Origin of the sequence: Gluconobacter albidus (assembly GCF_002723915.1) — a bacterium.
GTDB lineage: Bacteria > Pseudomonadota > Alphaproteobacteria > Acetobacterales > Acetobacteraceae > Gluconobacter > Gluconobacter albidus.
In genome coordinates this window covers 158509-176704 of the sequence record NZ_BEWL01000006.1, presented here as the reverse complement: position 1 = coordinate 176704, position 18196 = coordinate 158509, and the positions used below count along the sequence as shown (strand labels likewise).

16 protein-coding genes are annotated in these 18196 nt (G+C 57.9%); all 16 read right to left on the bottom strand.

The features are described 5' to 3' along the window. Positions 1–144: 144 nt before the first annotated feature. Positions 145–2571 carry a lytic transglycosylase domain-containing protein gene (locus GAL01_RS09260; RefSeq protein WP_062027389.1) on the bottom strand — a complete coding sequence of 809 codons (2427 nt, stop codon included), beginning with the start codon at positions 2569–2571 and terminating at the stop codon, positions 145–147. Then, complete coding sequence (locus tag GAL01_RS09255; protein ID WP_062027387.1) at positions 2558–4045, bottom strand: hypothetical protein; 1488 nt, start codon at positions 4043–4045, stop codon at positions 2558–2560. Before GAL01_RS09255 ends, GAL01_RS09260 begins: the two co-directional genes overlap by 14 nt. Further along, a complete protein-coding gene (locus GAL01_RS09250) occupies positions 4038–4778 on the bottom strand; it encodes a hypothetical protein (protein WP_062027385.1) in 741 nt (246 codons plus the stop codon). The genes GAL01_RS09255 and GAL01_RS09250 overlap by 8 nt, the downstream gene beginning before the upstream one ends. Beyond that, a complete protein-coding gene (locus GAL01_RS09245; protein WP_062027383.1) occupies positions 4775–5128 on the bottom strand; it encodes a hypothetical protein in 354 nt (117 codons plus the stop codon). Before GAL01_RS09245 ends, GAL01_RS09250 begins: the two co-directional genes overlap by 4 nt. Then, positions 5128–5445 carry a hypothetical protein gene (locus tag GAL01_RS09240; protein WP_062027381.1) on the bottom strand — a complete coding sequence of 106 codons (318 nt, stop codon included), beginning with the start codon at positions 5443–5445 and terminating at the stop codon, positions 5128–5130. Before GAL01_RS09240 ends, GAL01_RS09245 begins: the two co-directional genes overlap by 1 nt. Before the next feature lies 1 nt (position 5446). Next, on the bottom strand, positions 5447–5827 hold the full coding sequence (locus GAL01_RS09235) for a hypothetical protein (RefSeq protein ID WP_062027379.1): 381 nt from the start codon (positions 5825–5827) through the stop codon (positions 5447–5449). Further along, complete coding sequence (locus GAL01_RS09230; protein WP_062027372.1) at positions 5824–7263, bottom strand: hypothetical protein; 1440 nt, start codon at positions 7261–7263, stop codon at positions 5824–5826. The genes GAL01_RS09235 and GAL01_RS09230 overlap by 4 nt, the downstream gene beginning before the upstream one ends. A 1-nt stretch (position 7264) precedes the next feature. Further along, positions 7265–9190: a right-handed parallel beta-helix repeat-containing protein gene (locus GAL01_RS09225; RefSeq protein WP_082790600.1), complete on the bottom strand. Its 1926-nt coding sequence runs from the start codon at positions 9188–9190 to the stop codon at positions 7265–7267. Further along, positions 9187–9969, bottom strand: a complete 783-nt coding sequence (locus GAL01_RS09220; protein WP_062027368.1) for a hypothetical protein — start codon at positions 9967–9969, stop codon at positions 9187–9189. The genes GAL01_RS09225 and GAL01_RS09220 overlap by 4 nt, the downstream gene beginning before the upstream one ends. Before the next feature lie 231 nt (positions 9970–10200). Next, entirely contained in the window at positions 10201–11478 is a 1278-nt protein-coding gene (locus GAL01_RS09215; RefSeq protein WP_062027365.1) for a P22 phage major capsid protein family protein, read from the bottom strand. A gap of 157 nt (positions 11479–11635) precedes the next feature. After that, positions 11636–12478, bottom strand: a complete 843-nt coding sequence (locus GAL01_RS09210; protein WP_099253206.1) for a hypothetical protein — start codon at positions 12476–12478, stop codon at positions 11636–11638. After that, positions 12475–12675, bottom strand: a complete 201-nt coding sequence (locus tag GAL01_RS09205) for a hypothetical protein (protein WP_062027745.1) — start codon at positions 12673–12675, stop codon at positions 12475–12477. Before GAL01_RS09205 ends, GAL01_RS09210 begins: the two co-directional genes overlap by 4 nt. Continuing rightward, positions 12672–14912: a portal protein gene (locus GAL01_RS09200; RefSeq protein WP_062027747.1), complete on the bottom strand. Its 2241-nt coding sequence runs from the start codon at positions 14910–14912 to the stop codon at positions 12672–12674. Before GAL01_RS09200 ends, GAL01_RS09205 begins: the two co-directional genes overlap by 4 nt. A gap of 61 nt (positions 14913–14973) precedes the next feature. Continuing rightward, positions 14974–16251 carry a PBSX family phage terminase large subunit gene (locus GAL01_RS09195; protein ID WP_062027749.1) on the bottom strand — a complete coding sequence of 426 codons (1278 nt, stop codon included), beginning with the start codon at positions 16249–16251 and terminating at the stop codon, positions 14974–14976. Further along, on the bottom strand, positions 16244–16570 hold the full coding sequence (locus GAL01_RS09190; RefSeq protein ID WP_211505752.1) for a DUF5681 domain-containing protein: 327 nt from the start codon (positions 16568–16570) through the stop codon (positions 16244–16246). The genes GAL01_RS09195 and GAL01_RS09190 overlap by 8 nt, the downstream gene beginning before the upstream one ends. A 983-nt stretch (positions 16571–17553) precedes the next feature. Further along, the gene (locus GAL01_RS15465; protein WP_145995617.1) at positions 17554–18195 is read right to left on the bottom strand and encodes an adenylosuccinate synthase; all 642 of its coding nucleotides are present in this window, start codon (positions 18193–18195) and stop codon (positions 17554–17556) included. Position 18196 lies beyond the last annotated feature (1 nt).

Here is an 18196-nt window from a genome sequence, read left to right as displayed (position 1 = left end):
AAATGAGCCAGGTCCAATTACAAGCCAACCAGCCTACGATTATACGGTGGCTTGCGTCTTGATCGCCCTGTCCTTCGCCCCCTACGCCATCCGCCGATACCGCGCTGAGAAGGCGGATCGGCTTTTGAATGGCGTCAGGTTCAATTACCGCGACTGACCAAGCAGGTGGTTGATGACGGCCTGGTCCGTCTGCTCCATCTTGGTTAGGCGCCGGTTGGCCAGAGCATGCCCGATCAGTGCATTGCCAGCATGAAGCGCCGCACCCGTGACGCCACCGGTCATCAAGCCGCCCTCCTGCGCCCCAAGTAGGCCTCCGAGCGTGCTGGCCACACCTCCGAAGTGTCCACCCCGGATTTCCTTCTGGCGCTGCTGCATGGCATTCTTGAACGTGTTCGATCCATTGGATCGGGCCGCATCGCGCATCGTCCGCTCTGCCTGCATGTCGCGGAAGACAGTCCGAAGGCGCGCTTCCTGCTCCGGCGTGATGGCGTCCGTTCCCTTGGTCGCAACCGAAACCTCGTTTTTGTCGATCTGCTTGAACAGGTTTTTTAGCGCCGTGTAATTCACGCTCTCGCCTGTCGGGGCGTTTGTGGATGGCTGGGTCAGGCCACGCGACTGGAGAAAGCGCAGGCTGTCGATGTTGCCCGAACGGCGGGAATATCCCTCAAGGTAATCGTGGAAGCCGGGCGCGCCCTGGTCGATGTGGTTGGCAAGGTCATCCATGAATGGAGACAGGCGAGCAGCCGCCGCACGCATGTTCGCATCCTCGCCAGCTGCTGCCTTCTGAAGGCCATACCCGATCGCCTTTCGAACATTCCACAGGTCGGACGGCTTGGCCCAACGCACCGGGTCCTCTGGCTCGTTCCAGAGGCTGTGCGTGGGGGAAGGGTTTTCCTTGGCAAAAGTCACATCCTGAAGGGCCTTCTTGGCCTTTATGATGGCCTGCCGAACCGGATCGTTCCCTTTGTTTGCCGCGATATGGCTATCCAGCGTTGCATGGAGCGCGCCCACTGGCACGGCTTCTTCGTTCTCGAAAGCCTTGGTGCGCTGCGCTTCTTCAAACGCGGATCGCTCGGCTTCGAGGTTGTGGATTTGCTCTGGCGTACCAATCACCTCCCGCAGGTGCTGCGTGTAAGCATGGTCATTCGCGCTATCAAGCGTGCGGAAGGCATCCGGATAGAGGTCGCGCAGGTTGTTCTCCAGCCCGGCCATCTTCGGGTCTTGCGTTCGAACGGCTGAGGTCTGGAACACTCCCGGCGTCTGGGCCTGATAAAGGCGCGTGCCATCCTTGCTGGTGAACGCCTTCACGATTGCATCTGCGGCTTTCTCTGGGTCACTAAATGCGCCGACCTTGGAGATTGCCTTGATCTGGGCCTTCTCCTCAGCCTTCTGTGCGGAAGTGCTGATTGGGGCCGGATCGGCCGTCGCACCAGCTGTCCGCACTCCCGGGGGAGTTTCCGAGTCAGCATGCGCAGTCGCGCCTTCAGGATCCAGATAATCGATGGCTCGGCGCATACTTGCGGAAAGCCGGTCTGTAACTGGTGACAGCACTTTTCCGCCCAGCTTACCCGCCGCACCAAGGCCGAGGGCGAGTGCCGCAGCATCCTTTGCATCGCCACCCGCCAGACCGGTCTGTGTTCCTGCTACAAGGGCATTATTGGCGTACCGCATGGCGGCCGGCCCTTCACCAGTCAGGGCGTTAGCGACAATTCGGCCGCCGCGCGTGCCGTCCAGAACAGCGGCAGCCGGACGAACGATACGACCACCCAGACCGGTCGCCAGTCCAGCGCCGAGCATCGTCCCGGCCGCATCGGTATAGGGCGCACCGTAGTCGTCTTTACGCGCTGCCTCGTCTGCATCTTCTTTCGAGGCGACCCAATCACCAGCCCTCCGAGCGGTCTCGGAAACCGGATTGTCCATGTGATGCCCGAGAGACGTGGCCCAGCTCACGAGGTGAGGGACGCCAACACCGAATGTCCGGTCAATCTCTCGTCCTGCCGAGTTCACCGTGTCGTTGACGAGGGTCCACGCCTTTTCGGCGCGGGAGAGTTCGGGCTTCTGGGCCGTGCTCTCGCCGTCCTCGTGTCCGAACATGGCATCAAAGGCGTTTCCTGAGCTCGGCTTGTCCGCCGCGGGAGAACTATCGCCAAGGCTGCTTCCAAACGTCGAGGCAAAGGCATCTGTGTCAGCGGCGGTATTCTGCTGCTTCTGAGGTGGCTGATAGCTGGCCGCAACCTTGCCGGGATATGCCATGGTTTCAGAATTCCCCCATTTGGTGCGGTCAGTTCCGCCATTGTAGGCCCGGAGTGCATCCGGGAGATTGCCGTATCGCTTCAGGTTTTCGTCCAGCAGGCGTGCCGCGCCATAGATTGACTGAACCGGGTCAGTCGGATCGATGCCGAGGCTACGGGCCGTATCCGGCATGAACTGCATGTGCCCGATGGCCCCAGCACGAGACCGGGCCTTCGGATCGTTCTTCGGATCCTCGACCTGGTGAACCGCACGCAGGACGTTCGGGTCTACGTTCCAGTATTTCCCGGCGTCCTCATAGACCTGATCAACGCTCGCCACTTGGTACCAGCCCGGCCGCTGCCATTGCGTTGTAGTTCTTCTTGAACTCTTCGATCTGGCCTGACTTCTTCATGCCGTCGAACACTGTCTTGCGCTCGTCTGGTGTCATCCGAAGAAGCTGATAGGCGCGCGGATCAAAACTCTGGCTGAACTGCTGGTTCCACTGCTGGAACTGCGCAGGCTGCATCCCCGAGGCTTTCCAAGCTTGCGCCTTGGCATTGATGGCGTCCTCGTTGCCCATGAGTTGGTGGATCATCAGTCGGTTTGTGGAACCCTGAAGTGCGCTGTTCGGGCTGGCATGCACAGCGGCCGCAAGCTTGCTGTCGGTACCTGATCCAAGCGCCTGAGACTGAGCGTTGGCTAGGTTCTGGGCCCATTTATTGAAGGACTGGGCACTTTCGATTTCGTTGCTTTTCCAGTCATCCCCCGTCCAGTTGTCAAAGACGGATGCAAAATGCCGGATGCGCTCGCTGCCGGGGCCGGACGTGAAGCCTTCAAGGTCAGACGACATATTGCCGAGTGCAGCCATCCGGTCGTTCCGGTTCGCAGATGCCTGCATGAGAGCATTGGCACCCTGCGCTCCTGCCTGCGCAGTTTCGGTGAGGGCTGCTGTCTGGCCCGCTGCTGGAGCAGACTGATACCCCGGATTTGCAGGCTGCGCTGCCGGATACCGTCCTGACCCCATAACCTCAGGCGGTACGGTCGGGCGCCCTTGCGTGCCACCGACCACCTGATCGCGGCGCAGGATGCTATGCGAGCCGTCTGGGTTCACGATGTCGATGGGAGACGAATTGGTTTCGGGCGAAATTTGCCGCTGCACGCCAGACGCAGGAGTGAACGCCCCGCCGCCCATGCCGGAGGCCTGCGTTCCCGTCTGGATCGTCTGGCCGTCGTCCACGCTCGTTGGCGTACCGAACGTCTGGGCAATCTGGTCATGGCCGGGAAGGGTGGACGTTGCGAGTGTCTTAATAGCCTCGGATCGCTGCTCGGCTGTCGGGAGTGACAGGAGGTCTTTGGTTGTGCTGGCAATCTGGTCGCGGGCTCCCGGCGTCAGATGCGCGATAAAGGCTCCAGCACCTTGAATATTGGCGTTGGTCGGATTTTCAGCCGCTCGGATAAATGCTCCAGCAACGGCGTTGCGGGCATGCTCCTGGAATGAAAGCTGCGCGTCCTGATTGAGCACATCTTCCTGCCGGGAGGCGTTCTGTTCCCGCATAGCCTGCGCGGCGCCATAGGCAGCAGCCGGATCGGCAGCCATAGCCGCCCGGGCCTTGGCGTAATCAGTTTTCCCGTCCGCCCCTGTCGCGCCGAGCAGGGCGTTCCCCTGCGCCATATCGGCATCATATCGCGCCTGCTGGATCTTGTTGCCGAGCAGGGCATTGCGCACGCCAATGGCCTGAGACGCGAACTCAAGCGGGTTCGTCTGCTGAGGAAGGGACGTCGGCATGAGGGCGTTTGTGTCGAAATTAGCCATACTGAGAACTCCAGTCGCTTTCGCCTGTTGCGGCTTTACCCTCTGACCAGTTCCCGTCTTGTGCGCTGCTACCTCCACCCAGAAGGGCGTTGTAAAGGCTGTACTGGCTGGCCGTATTGCCGATCGAGCTTAATCCACTCGCCAAGGCATTCCCCGCACCAACGGTTGTGGCCATGGCCCCGTTCGCGCCTTCCATCTTGATCTGACCAGCATTGTTCGCCGCGGTCATGGTATTGTTGCCCTGCTGCCCAAGGGCGTTGTAGCCCTCCTGCGCCAAGGCGTTCGTGTCGTTGAACTGGTTCTGATACGTGCTGTCAGCGAGCCCGGTCGCGTAAGTGGAGGCGCCCTTGAGCGCCGCGCCGCTGTCTGCCAGACCACGCGCCGCCGCGCTGTTGGTCGCGGCCTGTTCACCTTGGTTCAGCGTAAACTGATAGCCGGGCGTGCTCTGAAGATAATTCTCCGTCAGACCATTCGACAGGCTGTTGATCGCGTTCGTGCCGGTCGAGGCATATGGATCGAGCAGGGCGTTTGCCGTGGTCGCACTGTTCGTGATCGTTGGCGCTACGCTGTTCGCCGTATTGATGGCGGTCTGCCGTGCCTGCTTTTCAGCATTGACCTGCATGGCGGTCGCGGCAGCAGTTCCGGCAGCCTGAGCGGCGCCACCAACCGCCGCGCCAATATCGAAACAGACCCCAGGCCGATAGTCGCACGGGGCAGCGGGATGGCGGATCATGGGCGTTTCATCCTGTAATCGGCAGTTTCGCGAACCGTCCCGTCTGGCCATGCAATCGGGCTTGTATTGACGCGCTCAAACCCAAGGCGAGCGGCATTGTAGCGAGCGCAGAGGTGCTCTGATTTCATAACCCCAATCAGCTCCTGAACCTCGGGGTGATCGAACCAGAACTCGGACAGCAGGCGCCGGAAGGCGGCAAGGGCAGCCTTACCCCGCATGGCCGAGGCCGCGCCGCAATGGACTTCCCAGACAGACGTCGTGATGGGCAGAAGCATACCCACCGCATCACCATCCCGGTAGATCACGGCGTGTTTGGGCGCCTGTGCGCCGAGGATTTCAGCATCGGTCATCACGAGGCGACATACCCGTTCACTACGGCCGCGATGCCATCACCAGAGGCCGTGAGGGTATCGTTCGCCGAGAGGATCAGTCCGGACAGCTCCGGAGGCTGGACCGTTGAAGCGGCCGCAACAGACCGTCCGGGCACGAGCGTAATAGCGGCACCGCCAGAGCGCGTCAGCTTGATCGTCAGTGTGGCCGCTGCCGTGGTCGGATTGGCGAATGTGGAAGACGTCAGAACAGTTGTGCCGGAGGCTCCGGTGACGATCGTGGCGTCAGAAGCTGTCAGGGTTGTTCCGGGACAAAGCGATTGCGGAGAGACGGCCATGTCAGATCATGGTCGGGAGGACCATGCTTTCATTCAGGAATGACCCGTCTCGTGCATTGCACGTCGTAACACGCATGATAGCCAAATCCTCCGCAGTTTCCAACGCTTTTCTAGCTTCGGCACGGATAGCCAAGGCGTCGGCAAGGGCAAGCTGTGCGTCCTGCAGGGCTTCCTTGGCCAGAAGGGTCAGGGCTGCGATATCAGATGCGTTCTGGCTCGACTGTCCCGCCACGTAAGCGCCGTCGATGCCCTGGGACGAGCCCGTCCGATTGAACATCCACAGAAAGAACCGCTGCCATTCCGACGTCATCACGCCGTTGACGGACAGGGGCCCCTGAGGAAATCCGATCTGGTAATTCGCTGCTTTTGTCGTGCCGCTCATGTCTTCACCGGATCCACGTTGATGAACGCGCCCATGAGGGCCGTATGGGCCGGCCCCGTCCAGGTGATGCGATACACGCGATCACGCGCCAGCCCCAGTCGCCAGATACTCGGCCAGACGTTGCCGCTTGTGCCCAAGGGGAGGGGCTGCGGCGTGCAGAACGTCGCGCCCCGGTCGTCCGACCAGTCCACATCGACTGTGATGCCCGATCCGTTCTGCATGTCGAGCATAAACTGGCGGTGAATGCCGCGCGTGCCGGCCGTCAGCAGGTGAGGGAAAGCTCGCTGGCGTTTGATCGGTGTGCCAGCGTCGTCCAGACAATCGGGCGAGACCTCATAGATCGTGCCGTTCTTCCAGTCGCCGCAATAGACCCGGCCATAAGCTCCAGCCCAGCAGTTGGCCCGGATGCGCGTTTCGTTTCCGTCTGCATCCAGACCACACCGCTCGTGCCACAGGCGCGTGTCCGCATCGAACACCCATGTCTTGCCGACGCGGGGCAGCGTCAGGACGTAGAACCGATGACCGCCCTGCTGATAGGTGTGTCCGATCGCGTCTGACAGATCGCCATAGGTTTGCAGCGCCTGGGTAATCGGGAACGAACTGACAGCCTCAGCTGTGTTCGCCTGCCCTTCGAAGACCCGCGCCTGACCAGCCGTATCGCGGCCGAGCCAGTAGACAGCCCCGAACGTGTGAGCGATGGAAGCCGCAGACAGGCACCCGTGTAGGCCAACCACGGACGGATTGCGCTGGAACGGGAAGTCAGACGCACCGGAATTGTACCAGACTTCTGTCGTTTGCCTTCCAAAGATCCAGATGGACTGCGCCACCACGGCAAGCCCGACGATCTGATCAGGGTAACTCGTCTTGCTGGCGATATAGAGGCTATCGAAGGGTGTCGTGGCCTCATCCGTAAAGTCAGACGGCGATGTGTACCAGTGCCGGGACCGAGGCTGAACGAACAGGAAGAACTGGTCCAGCACGCCAATCGTCACGCTGCCATAAAAAGCTGTGTCACTGATCTTGGTTAGAAATCCAAACGCCTCACCGGGGCCGGGCGGCATGGAGCAGTACCACCCCCCGCGCTCGGTTCCATCCACGATGAACAGCGTCAGCCCATTATCGATCATGCGGACCTGTGTCACGCCGTCATCGATGTTGCCGATAAAAGTTGCAGACCCGCCTGCGTTGATGCGCACGACATTGCCACCGATTACGGCCACCAGATCGCCCTGACTGGTCGTATAGAGACAACGAACAGGGGCAGGCGTGGTGTCGCGATAGACCGGGCGCATACCGGGTGTCGGGTAATAGGCAAACTGGATCGGCTCTTCCTGCACCTGCGGCAATGGCTCAGCGTACAGGTTCAGGCAACGCTGCGCCGAAACCGATGCGCTGGCCGCTAGATATGAGCCGCCTCCAAGGTTGATCCGCGCCATATCAGCTGCCTGTTCCCGCTGGCATGAGCGTCGTCCACCACTGGCCACCCGTGTATGTCGTAGATGGCTGTTTGAACATCATCAGGCACTGTGTGTTTGCCAGAGAAAGCGGGTTGTCCTCGCCAAGCCCTTCGATCTGTCCATTTGTGTTGGGATAAATCTTGATGCTGTTGCCAGTTCGATTGAAAATCAGAACCGGTGCGCCATTTGGGATGTCGATATCCGGTATAACGCCAGCACCGGAAGCGCCTACAGTGACGATGACCATTTGCTGGTTAAAGGCTTGCGCTCCAGACTGGTTCGCTCCCTGAGCCGTGGCGGCATAAAAATTCGAAAAGGCAATGCGACCTTGATCCACAATCAGGTCGCCCGATGTGACCTCGATGCCATTGGAAATAGCCAGAGACCCATTACTCTGACGTTGCTGCATCAGCAGATCGGCAGGCTTATTGACCTGGTCCAGATAGCCGTTGATTGCGCCCATCGTGTAGTTGTCACGATAGATACCAGCAGCCCCAAAGCCGCCACCGATACCCGCCTTCATGACGCCACTGGCACCTTGGGTGCAGTAGAAGCCGTTATTAATGACTGAACAGTTGTTGGGAGATGCAAGCCAGATGCCAACACCCAACGCGCTGGCACTTCCACAATCGCCAATGATGTTGTTCTGGATCGTCACAAACGACGAAACACCATCTACGAAAATTGAATAAGACGGGTCTGTTCCGGTGCCGTTAGACCCGTCGCCAAAGATCATATTTCCATCGATCAATACGCCCTGAGCGCCAACAATGCCAATGGAACCACCCCCGCTACGGCCACCCGTATTGTTGTTGGCAAGAATATTTCCAGCCACAATGACCCGCTGCTGGAGCAATACGGGATTGCTTCCGCCAGTCGTGAGGCCGATCCCACTGTCCCGGTTATTGTAGACAATATTGCCTTGGATAGTGACGAACATATCTGCCGACATCTGGTCGTTGTCGCAGTACACGCCAATACCGTCATGACAGTCATGGATAATGTTTCCGGTCGCTCCGCAGTGACGATTGCCCTGATAAAAAACAAAGCCACCGTCTGTGATATCGTAGACGTGGTTGTGATTAAACCAGCAGTTGTCTGCGCTGAAAATAAACTGTGGAGATGACATGCTGTCATAGAACGTGCAGCCCTCCACCCGGCAGTCAGAAATAAACCCCAGACTGATCGGCCAGTTGAAGACGCTTTTGATTTTCAAATTTCGGATGCGGATACTGCTGATCGCAATGGGGTCGGCAGGAGGCAGGGGCATTGCGGCGCTGGTAGTTGTGCAGTTTGCCGTTATACCTGCCAGAGCAGTGCCTACACCACCAACCTGTCCGGTACGATTGCCATCAAGAATACCAGTCCCAAGGCCATCAATCACAATGTTACTGGATTGAAGCTCGATGATGGAGGCGTTCGTGTCGCGTGCCAGCATGATTGTCCCCGCCAGTTCCAGATGGATCGGAACCTTGAAGATCATGGGGTTCAGCACGGCGGTGATATTCTGTGGGTGATGAAGTCGCGCCTGCCCGCTGGTCATGGTGATGGCGCTGAGATAAGCGATCGAATTTGCGGTGACATTCTCTCCGTTCGGGTCATGCACGACACCGAAGTCTGTCACCATGACAAGCTGCTTCATCTTGCCGGCCAGGGTGACGTTCAGCCCCAGAGACGGGACAAGCGCGCTCAAGCTGCCGTCGGCATTGATCTGAAGCGACGACTTGCCCTGGCTGACTATGGAAATCGAGCCATCTTCGTTCCGGCACAAACCAGATGATTGGTCATTCGCAAACGCCACTCCGGGAGCAGACAATACCCCATCGGGAGCATTTTGCAGCAGAACGTTTAGGAAGGATTTTAGCGACGGAAGAGATACAATCTTCTCCAGAGCGGGGAGTGTCATAGTCTCTGGATCTCCAGACCGGGCCAATAAAATGGATTGTTGATTGGAGTGAGGATTGAGGGCATCCCGAGCGTCGGTACTTGAGTGTTTGACGCTCTGATCGTGGTGAGTGCAGCTTTGGCATTCGCTACCACTGTCGGACTGGCTTCCTGCCCATAAGACGGAGCCATTCTCGCCGCGAGCGTCCACATAATCGCGTCCCAATATTCAGGAGGCAGATTAATGGCGTCCGTGAGCGCGACACTTGAAGGCAAAGGAGACTTGAAGACGATATGGAATTCCCAAATATCTGGCGCAGAAATAGGCCAGGGTCTGAACTCACCCATTGGAAACGCGGGATTATAATAGGCGTAGTTGGGCCATGATCTGAGTGCCTTGAGGCCGAGACCAGCATAATCCTCGTAGGACTGGATGATTTCTAAGCCGTAATCGATGGGCTGGACGCCTGCATTCAGACCGTCTTCAGAAACGAGAAAATCTCCGTCGAAGTCTGATTGACTAAACTGCCCACTTACGGATTGTGGGGCGCCATTCAGCAAGCGCGCATAAGCCGCTTCGATCTTGTCTGGCCGTACCGGAATATCGAGGTCGCCACCAGGCCCAACGTAATAGACGCTTTTGCCAGTCGACATGAACGCCCGATCGATGAGGTTGGGTACCAGCCAGCGTTTCCGCTGCCACTGGGCCAACATCATGTTCAGATGCATGACACCGTCACTGAGATCGGGAGCGCTGGCGGTTGTGCCCATTGCGCCTATGCCAATCTGACGAAGGGACATGCTGATAAGATCGGAAACGAGGTAGCCTGAAGCTCCGGGCGTCCCGTTAAGACTTCCTGACATTGGGGGTACGCCCTTTGCGTCTCATAACGGGCTTGGGCGGAGCGTCTTTGCCTTCCGGTTCAGATTGCCCCGCAAAACGGGCACGAACCCGCGCCTCCTGTTCCTCGTTCTGGACAGTCACTGTCGTGTAGCCGTTTGGATCAAGGAGAGTGCGCGGGTAGTGCTTCATTAGCCGACCAGCTCAGGCACGATGACGGCCCAGTCAGGGCGCAGCATTCCGATACCGTACAGCACGTCGAGACGCGTTGCGCGGGTATCATCCGAGCCGTTGTAGTACGTCAGCGTACGCAGGCTAATGCCGTCGAGCGATGCGCGGCCGCAGTCCACAACACCACGGTCCACCATTTCCAGATCAACAGTCGCGAGCGTCATAGCCCGCTTGCTGTAGAGCATGTTGCGGCGAATGATGGAGTTTGCCGGGGCCACGAGCGTAATGGCCGCATCAGCAGCAGGAGCTGCGTCAACGGTCTGATACGGGACCGGACCATTCGCACCGGGCGGGATGATCGCCGGAGAGAGCGGGATCGACGTTGCATCCGACGCGCAATCAGCCAGAACAACGAACTGCTGCGGAATGTGCAGGCTCTTCTTATTGATGCGATTGATGCGGTTCACACCGGCAATCGTGATGATGTCGCCCGCCTTGAGCGTGCCGTTGATGGCGGAGACAGTCAGAACGGACGAATGCGGGGATGCGCTGGACGAGATCGTCGTAACGGGCGCGCCATTCGGTGTGTAGTTGCCGTATGTGCCCGTCGCCGTGGCCTTTCCGTCATACGAGCCAGTCTGGCTGATCGTGACGGTCTGGTCCTGCATCCATTCTCGAACGCCAAGGATCTTGGAGCCCATCTGGCCATCAGTCGTCTGCCGGGAGACAGTATTGCCAGGGTTGAACATGCCCATCATACCCGAAACCGTGTTGGCGTCGGTCATAGGGTCCAGAACGGCGAAGCGGTCATCAAGCGGCGCGTTGCATGCCGTCAGGATTGCTTTGGCCTGAAGCCACGTCTGCGAGGAGGGCGCGATCAGATTGCCGTTGTCGTCGGTATTGACCACCATGTTCGACGCCTGAAGAGCGAGCGTCATGGCGTCAGATGCGACCTGACCGACGAGAGCGTTCACCGCAGGCGCGATGTAGCGGCCCGAGAAATCGTCCATGTTCAAGGTCCGCTCCTGCGTGGAGAAGGACATCGGGACGTTCTTGCGGAAGTTGATCGTCAGCGGAATTGAGCGCTCAGCGGTCGCTTCCGGGTTCACGGTCGGGCCGTCCTGAACGACATAATCGTTCGGCAGGCGGACGTTGATCGTGTCGCCAATCTTGGCGCCACGCTGCGCGAACTGATCCTGATATTCGCGCGAGACGTTCTGAATGAAATCGTTGGTGTTACGGCGGAGCATGAGCGCTTCGCGCGTGATCATGCTGTTGTTGATCAGATTGTTTGCCACGGGTAGGGCTTTCACACATGGCGCTCTTGCGCCTCATGACCCGCTCTCGGCATTGCCAGAACGTGTGCCGGTTACGACCGGAAACCACCCGTGGCTATCGCGCCAGTCAGCGCCCGGTTATGTGACACCGGGAAACGCCAGCTTAGAGCCCTTCGGCTTACTTCTTGGATCTCAGCTTGATGTAGTCTTCCATGCTGAGATCGCCATCATAAATCGAGCGGCTTGAGGTCGCCCGTCCAGAACCAGACGTTGCAGCGACAGGAGGTGGCGCTCTCGAGATGGCCGGTGCGGTCCGAGGAGCAGGTTGTGCAGCCTGTTCCTGTTCCTTTGCGGGCACCTTGTCAGCAAACCTCTGGAGCATGGCGAACTGCTTGCGCTCGGGAGCTTCGAGTAGTTCACTTGCGGCATCTGGATCGTTGGCGAGAGCATAATACACCGCGCCACTGTTCGGCAACTCCGATATGTCGCGAATGATCTGCTGGTGTGACTTATTATCGAAGTCGAGACCGGCGCGCTCAACAAGGGACTTCGTAGCTGTTTGGATCGCGCCCGTTCCATGTATTTCCGTCAGGGATTGCGCGACCCGCTGCGTTGCTGTGCCAAACTCCTGCGCTTCGGCTTGCTGCGCTTGCTGACGTGCAAAGCCATCACGCTCCTGCTGACGGATCTGGTCAGGCGTTAACTCTGGTGGGCGCTCTTCTTCACCGCGAGAGGCGGCGAGGGCGCGCTTGTATTCTGCAAGCTCCTGCTCGGCGCGGGATGCGCGTTCCTCGGCCTCTTTACGCTTAGCCGTGACGCTGCCGATGCGCTTGACGTACCAGGTCGGCTCTTGAGGCTCGGCTTTTTCTTCCGGCTCAGGCTTCGACTGTTCACCCCCTGGCAGCTCCGCGGGCAGGGTTGGCGCGTCGGTCTTCGTCTCGCTGCCGAAATCCACGCCCGCAAAACGGTCAGCAGGAGCGTCGTTCGTCTCGACAACGGGGGCTTCGATGGTGTCGCTCACTTGCCGGTCTCCAGATAGATTTCGATGCACTGCGCCGCTTTGATCAATTCATCCACGCCACCACACCAGTCGTTCTGTCGGAACAGCTCTAAAGCTCGATCAACAGAAAACTGGCGCCGTTCTTCCACTCTGGCTTTGACTCGATCCGTATGCGCTTCTTCTCGGATTTCGTTCTTCAGTCGTTCGGTCTTGCTCATGCGTCAACGGCTCCTGTCACTGGATTGGGGGCGTGGATAGGGCCGCCCGGGGGATTGGTGGAGGGAAGGCGGCGCAGGTCTTCTGGCGCTGCGTTCGGCTGTGCTGCGGGGCCGTGATAGCCCTGCTCCTGAAGGACCTGCCGGACGAGTGCGGCCAGCACTGGCTTAAGCTCGTCTGGTGCAATGGAGCCAAGAGCGGCCATGCGGTCCGTGTCGGCCTTGTCGCGGTCGGAATGCGCGTCCATCAGGTCAATGACCTGCTCGTGTCGCTGTTTGCTGGCCCGCAGATCGAAGTCCTGCTGCTTGTCGTTCAGCCTCTGCGTGAGCTGCTGCAACTGACCCTGCAATTGCTGGATCATCTGCTCCGCCTGTCCAAGACGCGGATCATCAGATGCGGGTTTGAGGCGATCAGCGATCTCATCAGCAAGCGGGAAGTCCGCAGCCTTGAAGAACAGATCCCCGATCTGCCCCATGATGGCGGGATTAGCCTGCAACACCTGCATCAGGGAATTGAACGTGTCCTGCCGACGCGTTGCAAAGGCGGGGCCAACGTCTGCTTCGACATCATAGCGCCCAATCGTCGGGTTGACCGCAAGGATCGCGCCGGCCTGTGCAAGCTGCTGCTCGAATGTCAGGTTCTGCTGGGGTTGAGTGGGCTGCCCATCTGGCCCGGGCGGCAGAACAACCTGAGCGGCCTGAGGTGATTGCGGATCAATAATCGCGCTCGACTGCTGGCCATCCATACCGAGGACCTGAACAGCGCGGGCCGTGTCGTACACAAGCGGAATGGCGGCAATCAGGATGCGGCCCAAGAGACGGAGCGCCATGCCCTGATTGTCGGTGTAATGATAGTTCGCTGTGTCGGATTGTCGCTGGCGTTCGTTAATGGCGCGGCCTGATCGCTCATTCCCCGGCGCGCCCATCTCAGCCTGATATTGACCCGTGACCATCTGCATTTGCAGATCGGCGTTCTGCATGGCCTGCATGTGGCCCGTGCTGCCGGTCGGAGGGTCAAGACGCTGCGGTGGCTGCAATGCTTCTGATGTATCCGGATCTATGGAGCGATACGGCAACCATGCCTGATTGGACGTGTTCGCGTTGGCCCACTGGTTCTCGTAGCCCTCAATAGACCGCTCATCGACCAGCCAGGGCGATTTCGTCTGTATGGCGATACTCTCCACGAACGCCGACGCGCTGTAGTTGAACATGCGCTGTGGATCGATGAGGGAGCGGACCAAGCCACAGCGGTCAAGGCGGCCATCGATCACGCTTTCGACGCCGACGAACGGCACCAACGGAATATGCTGGAACACGGTCAGGCCGGAAGAAATGACCTCATTCCCTGCGATCAAGAAGAACTCAACCTGCGGGCGCGTGATGGAACGTGACTGCGCCTTCAACCCCCGGCACATTTCCACCATTTCAGGCGGCATCTCGCTCTCGCGCATCGGCTGCGTGACGACGGAGCCATCCGGCCGCGGGATCGGACAGGCCCAGAGCGTGTCTTTCTCTTCGCTCTTTCGATAGTAGCGAGACACCCGCACAACATCGCGCTCGATCGCATCCGTCCGGTCATCGCTGTCCGTCGCGATGGAGAGCGGAGCGCCCTTGATGTCGTCATGCCCGGGATACAGCCGCTCGAACTCAGCGCGCGGCATTTCCTCAACGATCATCGCCCACTGCATATCCGAGTGATCGGGCTCTTGCGTGTTGGGGTCTGAATAAACAGATCGCGGATCAGGCACGGACTTGATGAAGAAGTCTTGGTCGAAGCTGTCTTGCCCACGCACGTAGTCTGTGACGACATGGACCCAGCCCATGCCTTGGCGAACCTGCCCTTGAATGGCGCAGTTATAGGCGTTCTGCTGAGCATTCGACTGGTACTCGATATGGCGAATAATGCCTTCGATCACGTCAGCGGCTTTTTCGGTCGAGCCAAAGCCGGTCGCATTGACCTTCATGCCCATTTGCGACTGCCGCGCGTCGTTCTCGATTTGGAAGACGTGCTGCTGAACTTTGTTGATCGTCAGACATGGGCGAGGGGAGCCACCAAACGTGCCGGAACGCGCCTGATAAACGGCACTGTCCCATTGCGCGTGATTGTAAGCATCCGCATGGAAGAACCGCAGATCCTCAAGCGCACGCTTGCGCCACTGAGCCTCGAAATCGCGAGCTGCTTCAAACCGCTCTTGGACTTCGTGGAGAACGTCATTTGTTTCTTGGAGGCGTGCGCTCATGAGGTATTTAATTACCACATGAGATTCCGTCAGTACAACCAAATTTAATAGGCTAAGACGATTACATTCCCATCCATCCGCCAGAATTTCCTATAAACGATGGACGCGCGATCGGTTTGCGTTCTGCTCGTGGTTTCGGGTCATTGATCGCCACTGCCAACTGACGGAATGCGTCGGCCCCGTGGGACGCATCATCGTGCAGCGGCTTCTTGCTGAACTGCCCCGTCTGCTGGTCCACGTCATAGCGATAACGCCGCAGCGCGTTCATTCCGTCCGCTGTAGCTTGCTCATCAAACCACACGCGAGGGAACAGAGTTCGAGCCGCGCTTATTCCGGCTGAAATAGGGAGCTGAGGAAGAACTGTGATCGGCATGGAGCGCGCGCGCAGTTGGGCCGCAATCGTCTTACCGGCTGCTGACAACTGCCCTTGATTGGCGTCATGTGGAAGGAAATGCCGTTCGTACTTGTAGCCGCGCCTTTCCAGCACACTGACGTAATGATCAAGCCCCTCCATCCGGTTCTGATAGAAGTCGATCACTCGGATATCGAAACCAATCTTCTGCCAGAACCAAATGCTGGTCATGTCTGACCATCCCAGATCCCAAGCCGTGAAGACAGGTGCAGACGGGTCATATTCCACGCGGCAGATGCGCTGCTCGTCTGTGGCCTGCCGTATCTCGCTCGCATAGATCGCGCCCTCAAGAACCTGCTTCGGATTGCCTTGCCAGACGTTCAGCCAGGCATCGTAATCCGTGGCCTTGAGCTGCTCCATTTCTTCGCGCAGCACAGTAGGGAAGAACGGGTTCTGATCCCAGTTCACCTTCCGAACAATGGCATTGCGCGGTGGGTTCAGAACGAACCGTCGATAGACCTCATCCTCAGCAAGCTCTGGGTTGAAGCCAAGCCAGATCTCAGAGCCTTCCTTACGGATCGTCGGGATAAGGACGTCGAGGCTACCCTTGGTGATCGTCTGAGCTTCTTCGATCCAGCAGCGGTCTATACCTTCGATGGACTTGATCGATGCGATGTTATGGCGAAGGCCTGCGAAGATGAACTCCGTCCCGTTGCGCCCGATGATCGTAGTGTTCTGGACCGTGTAGAAACTCGCCAGGGCGGGATTACGCGCAATATGGTCAGCTAGCAGCGAGTGAACAGAGTCAGAAATGGACTTCTGAAACTCACGCGCACACAGAACGCGGATCGGTTTCTCAGCACCTTGAATCAGCAGAGCCAGCGCCATGCCCCAAGACTTGCCCGACCCTCGGCCACCATACGCGACCTTGTAGCGCGCAGGCTCGAACAGGAAGGCGAGGCTCTCAGGGAACTGGACCTCACTCACTCGGTCGAACCACGGTCACGACAAGGCCGAGCGGGGCGCCATCCTGTCCGCTGATCTCGACAGTCTCTTTCGCTTTGCCCCATGCCCGATCAAGCAGAGCATTGGCAGCGGATACACGGGCACTTTCAGGAGAGGCGGGACTGCCCGCAATTTCCGCCAGCGCTTCGATGGCAGTGACGGTGTGAGAGCGAGCGAGGGCAATGACTTCGCGGAGGTCTTTTGGAGTTCCTCCGGGGTTGCCGCTTTGCCCTTTTTTGAATGGTCGGCCAACAGGCATTTTTTTTCGCTGAAGGCCGCTGCTCTGAGGGGCTTTTGTCATAACCCCAACCTATCATCAGCCCCCGATCAGTACAAGCAAAACCGGTAACGGGATACCACCATGAAGAAATCAACAGCCTTACGCTGACGATCGAAAATCTTAGCTTTGTCTGGAATGAATGCCGTTTTTTGGAGTGGAAAGTCGGCAGATGGTGTCGCCGAGTCCGGCGCGGGATTTAGCGGGTCTGGGCATTGGGGAATGTTAGTAAGAGAAGAAATTTGTACAACGAAAAAGATATGGATATGTAATGAATAACAAAGATAAGGGCGGGCAATGAGCATCGGCACAACATTTCATTCGATTTACGAAAATTCTCTGCATCTTGGAGCAATAATTTCGGGAGTTATTGGACCCACTGCTTTGGTGTATTATGCTGGAAGTGACTGCTGGGAACGGTCGAAAAAACTTGATAATAATGGGCGTATATATAAAATATTTTCAATATGTTTAGTGTTTGCTGCAATGGTGTATGGTCTAGGGTTATATATATCTAGTATATCTAGATCTGTGAGTCTTAAACATAGCTTAATTATTTCGATTTTTTACTTCATATCCATGGGTTCACTATTTTTATTTTACCGCTATGAGACACGGCCATACGAACCAATTCAGATCTCACACCTCCCAATTCAGTCCGATGAGCCTGCGCAGAGCAATACGGCCGCTGCTCCTTCTAATTGCGCAGGATGGAATGACTGGCTGGCTGTATTGCTTTGCGCGGGCTCTATTATCGTTGCTTTTCATGAAGCCTCGGAGCTTGTTGCGGAGCCAATTCCAAATCTTGTAGCTAAGGTAATGCCTCCACCACAAATATCATCCCCCACGCTCCCTCATTCGAAGTGAAGTCGTAATAGGCCGTCAACATTTTAGCAGGCCAAAAAATTTTCTGCAGGTTGTTAGATAATCTGCGGGCCTGCTTTAAAAATGCAATTGCCACTAGAATCTCTGCACCCCCGCCCAAGGGTTCAGCCACCAGAAGCGGGTCATGCCGTCGTCTCCAATTTTGACATTTCTTCCACTCGCTTGAGCCATTTTTCTTGGCGCATATCACGCACTTCTTTCCGTAGGTCATAAATCTCTGCCATCTGAGCGCGGACCGTTCCTTCCGCCGTGCGCAGACGGGTATTCATCGCGCCCGGGTCGCCAAGACGATGCAGGAGATTGGCCAGCATCAGCGTTTCGCGGAAGGTGTCATGCTCATGCGCATAGTCTGCCAGTGCGTTCTCATAAGCCGATCCCCATGCGGGTTTGATGAATGCTGGTCCAGCCAAAGGCGTAACACAATTGCGGGCGCCAACGTGCAAGAGCCCCCACTTGTCTGGCAGTTCGTCCGGAGAAATCAGTCCTTCCGGGCACATGAAGTATCGCCACTTCCCCATGCCGCCAGTCTGGCGGTGAGGCTTTTTGCGGTCAGCGAGGAAGTCTGATCGACTAACCTTGCATTCCACGATAGTTGAACCGCCGTTAATCATGTCTGAAACGCGGTAGCCGATAGCGTCCGGGCTTTCGCCCCTCATGAAGCTGATCCGAGGTTCGATGAATGACACTTGGCAACCCATACCGCGCTTTTGCGTCGATCGTTTGAGCCAGTGTGCCGCGATCGTGCAAAGGGAAGCATGATCCATC

Coding starts and splice junctions, on each gene's coding strand:
- GAL01_RS09235 (WP_062027379.1), bottom strand. CDS start 5,827: ATGAGCGGCACGACAAAAGCAGCGAATTACCAGATCGGATTTCCTCAG.
- GAL01_RS15465 (WP_145995617.1), bottom strand. CDS start 18,195: ATGGATCATGCTTCCCTTTGCACGATCGCGGCACACTGGCTCAAACGA.
- GAL01_RS09255 (WP_062027387.1), bottom strand. CDS start 4,045: ATGGCTAATTTCGACACAAACGCCCTCATGCCGACGTCCCTTCCTCAG.
- GAL01_RS09230 (WP_062027372.1), bottom strand. CDS start 7,263: ATGGCGCGGATCAACCTTGGAGGCGGCTCATATCTAGCGGCCAGCGCA.
- GAL01_RS09250 (WP_062027385.1), bottom strand. CDS start 4,778: ATGATCCGCCATCCCGCTGCCCCGTGCGACTATCGGCCTGGGGTCTGT.
- GAL01_RS09245 (WP_062027383.1), bottom strand. CDS start 5,128: ATGACCGATGCTGAAATCCTCGGCGCACAGGCGCCCAAACACGCCGTG.
- GAL01_RS09200 (WP_062027747.1), bottom strand. CDS start 14,912: ATGAGCGCACGCCTCCAAGAAACAAATGACGTTCTCCACGAAGTCCAA.
- GAL01_RS09225 (WP_082790600.1), bottom strand. CDS start 9,190: ATGACACTCCCCGCTCTGGAGAAGATTGTATCTCTTCCGTCGCTAAAA.
- GAL01_RS09240 (WP_062027381.1), bottom strand. CDS start 5,445: ATGGCCGTCTCTCCGCAATCGCTTTGTCCCGGAACAACCCTGACAGCT.
- GAL01_RS09205 (WP_062027745.1), bottom strand. CDS start 12,675: ATGAGCAAGACCGAACGACTGAAGAACGAAATCCGAGAAGAAGCGCAT.
- GAL01_RS09190 (WP_211505752.1), bottom strand. CDS start 16,570: ATGACAAAAGCCCCTCAGAGCAGCGGCCTTCAGCGAAAAAAAATGCCT.
- GAL01_RS09220 (WP_062027368.1), bottom strand. CDS start 9,969: ATGTCCCTTCGTCAGATTGGCATAGGCGCAATGGGCACAACCGCCAGC.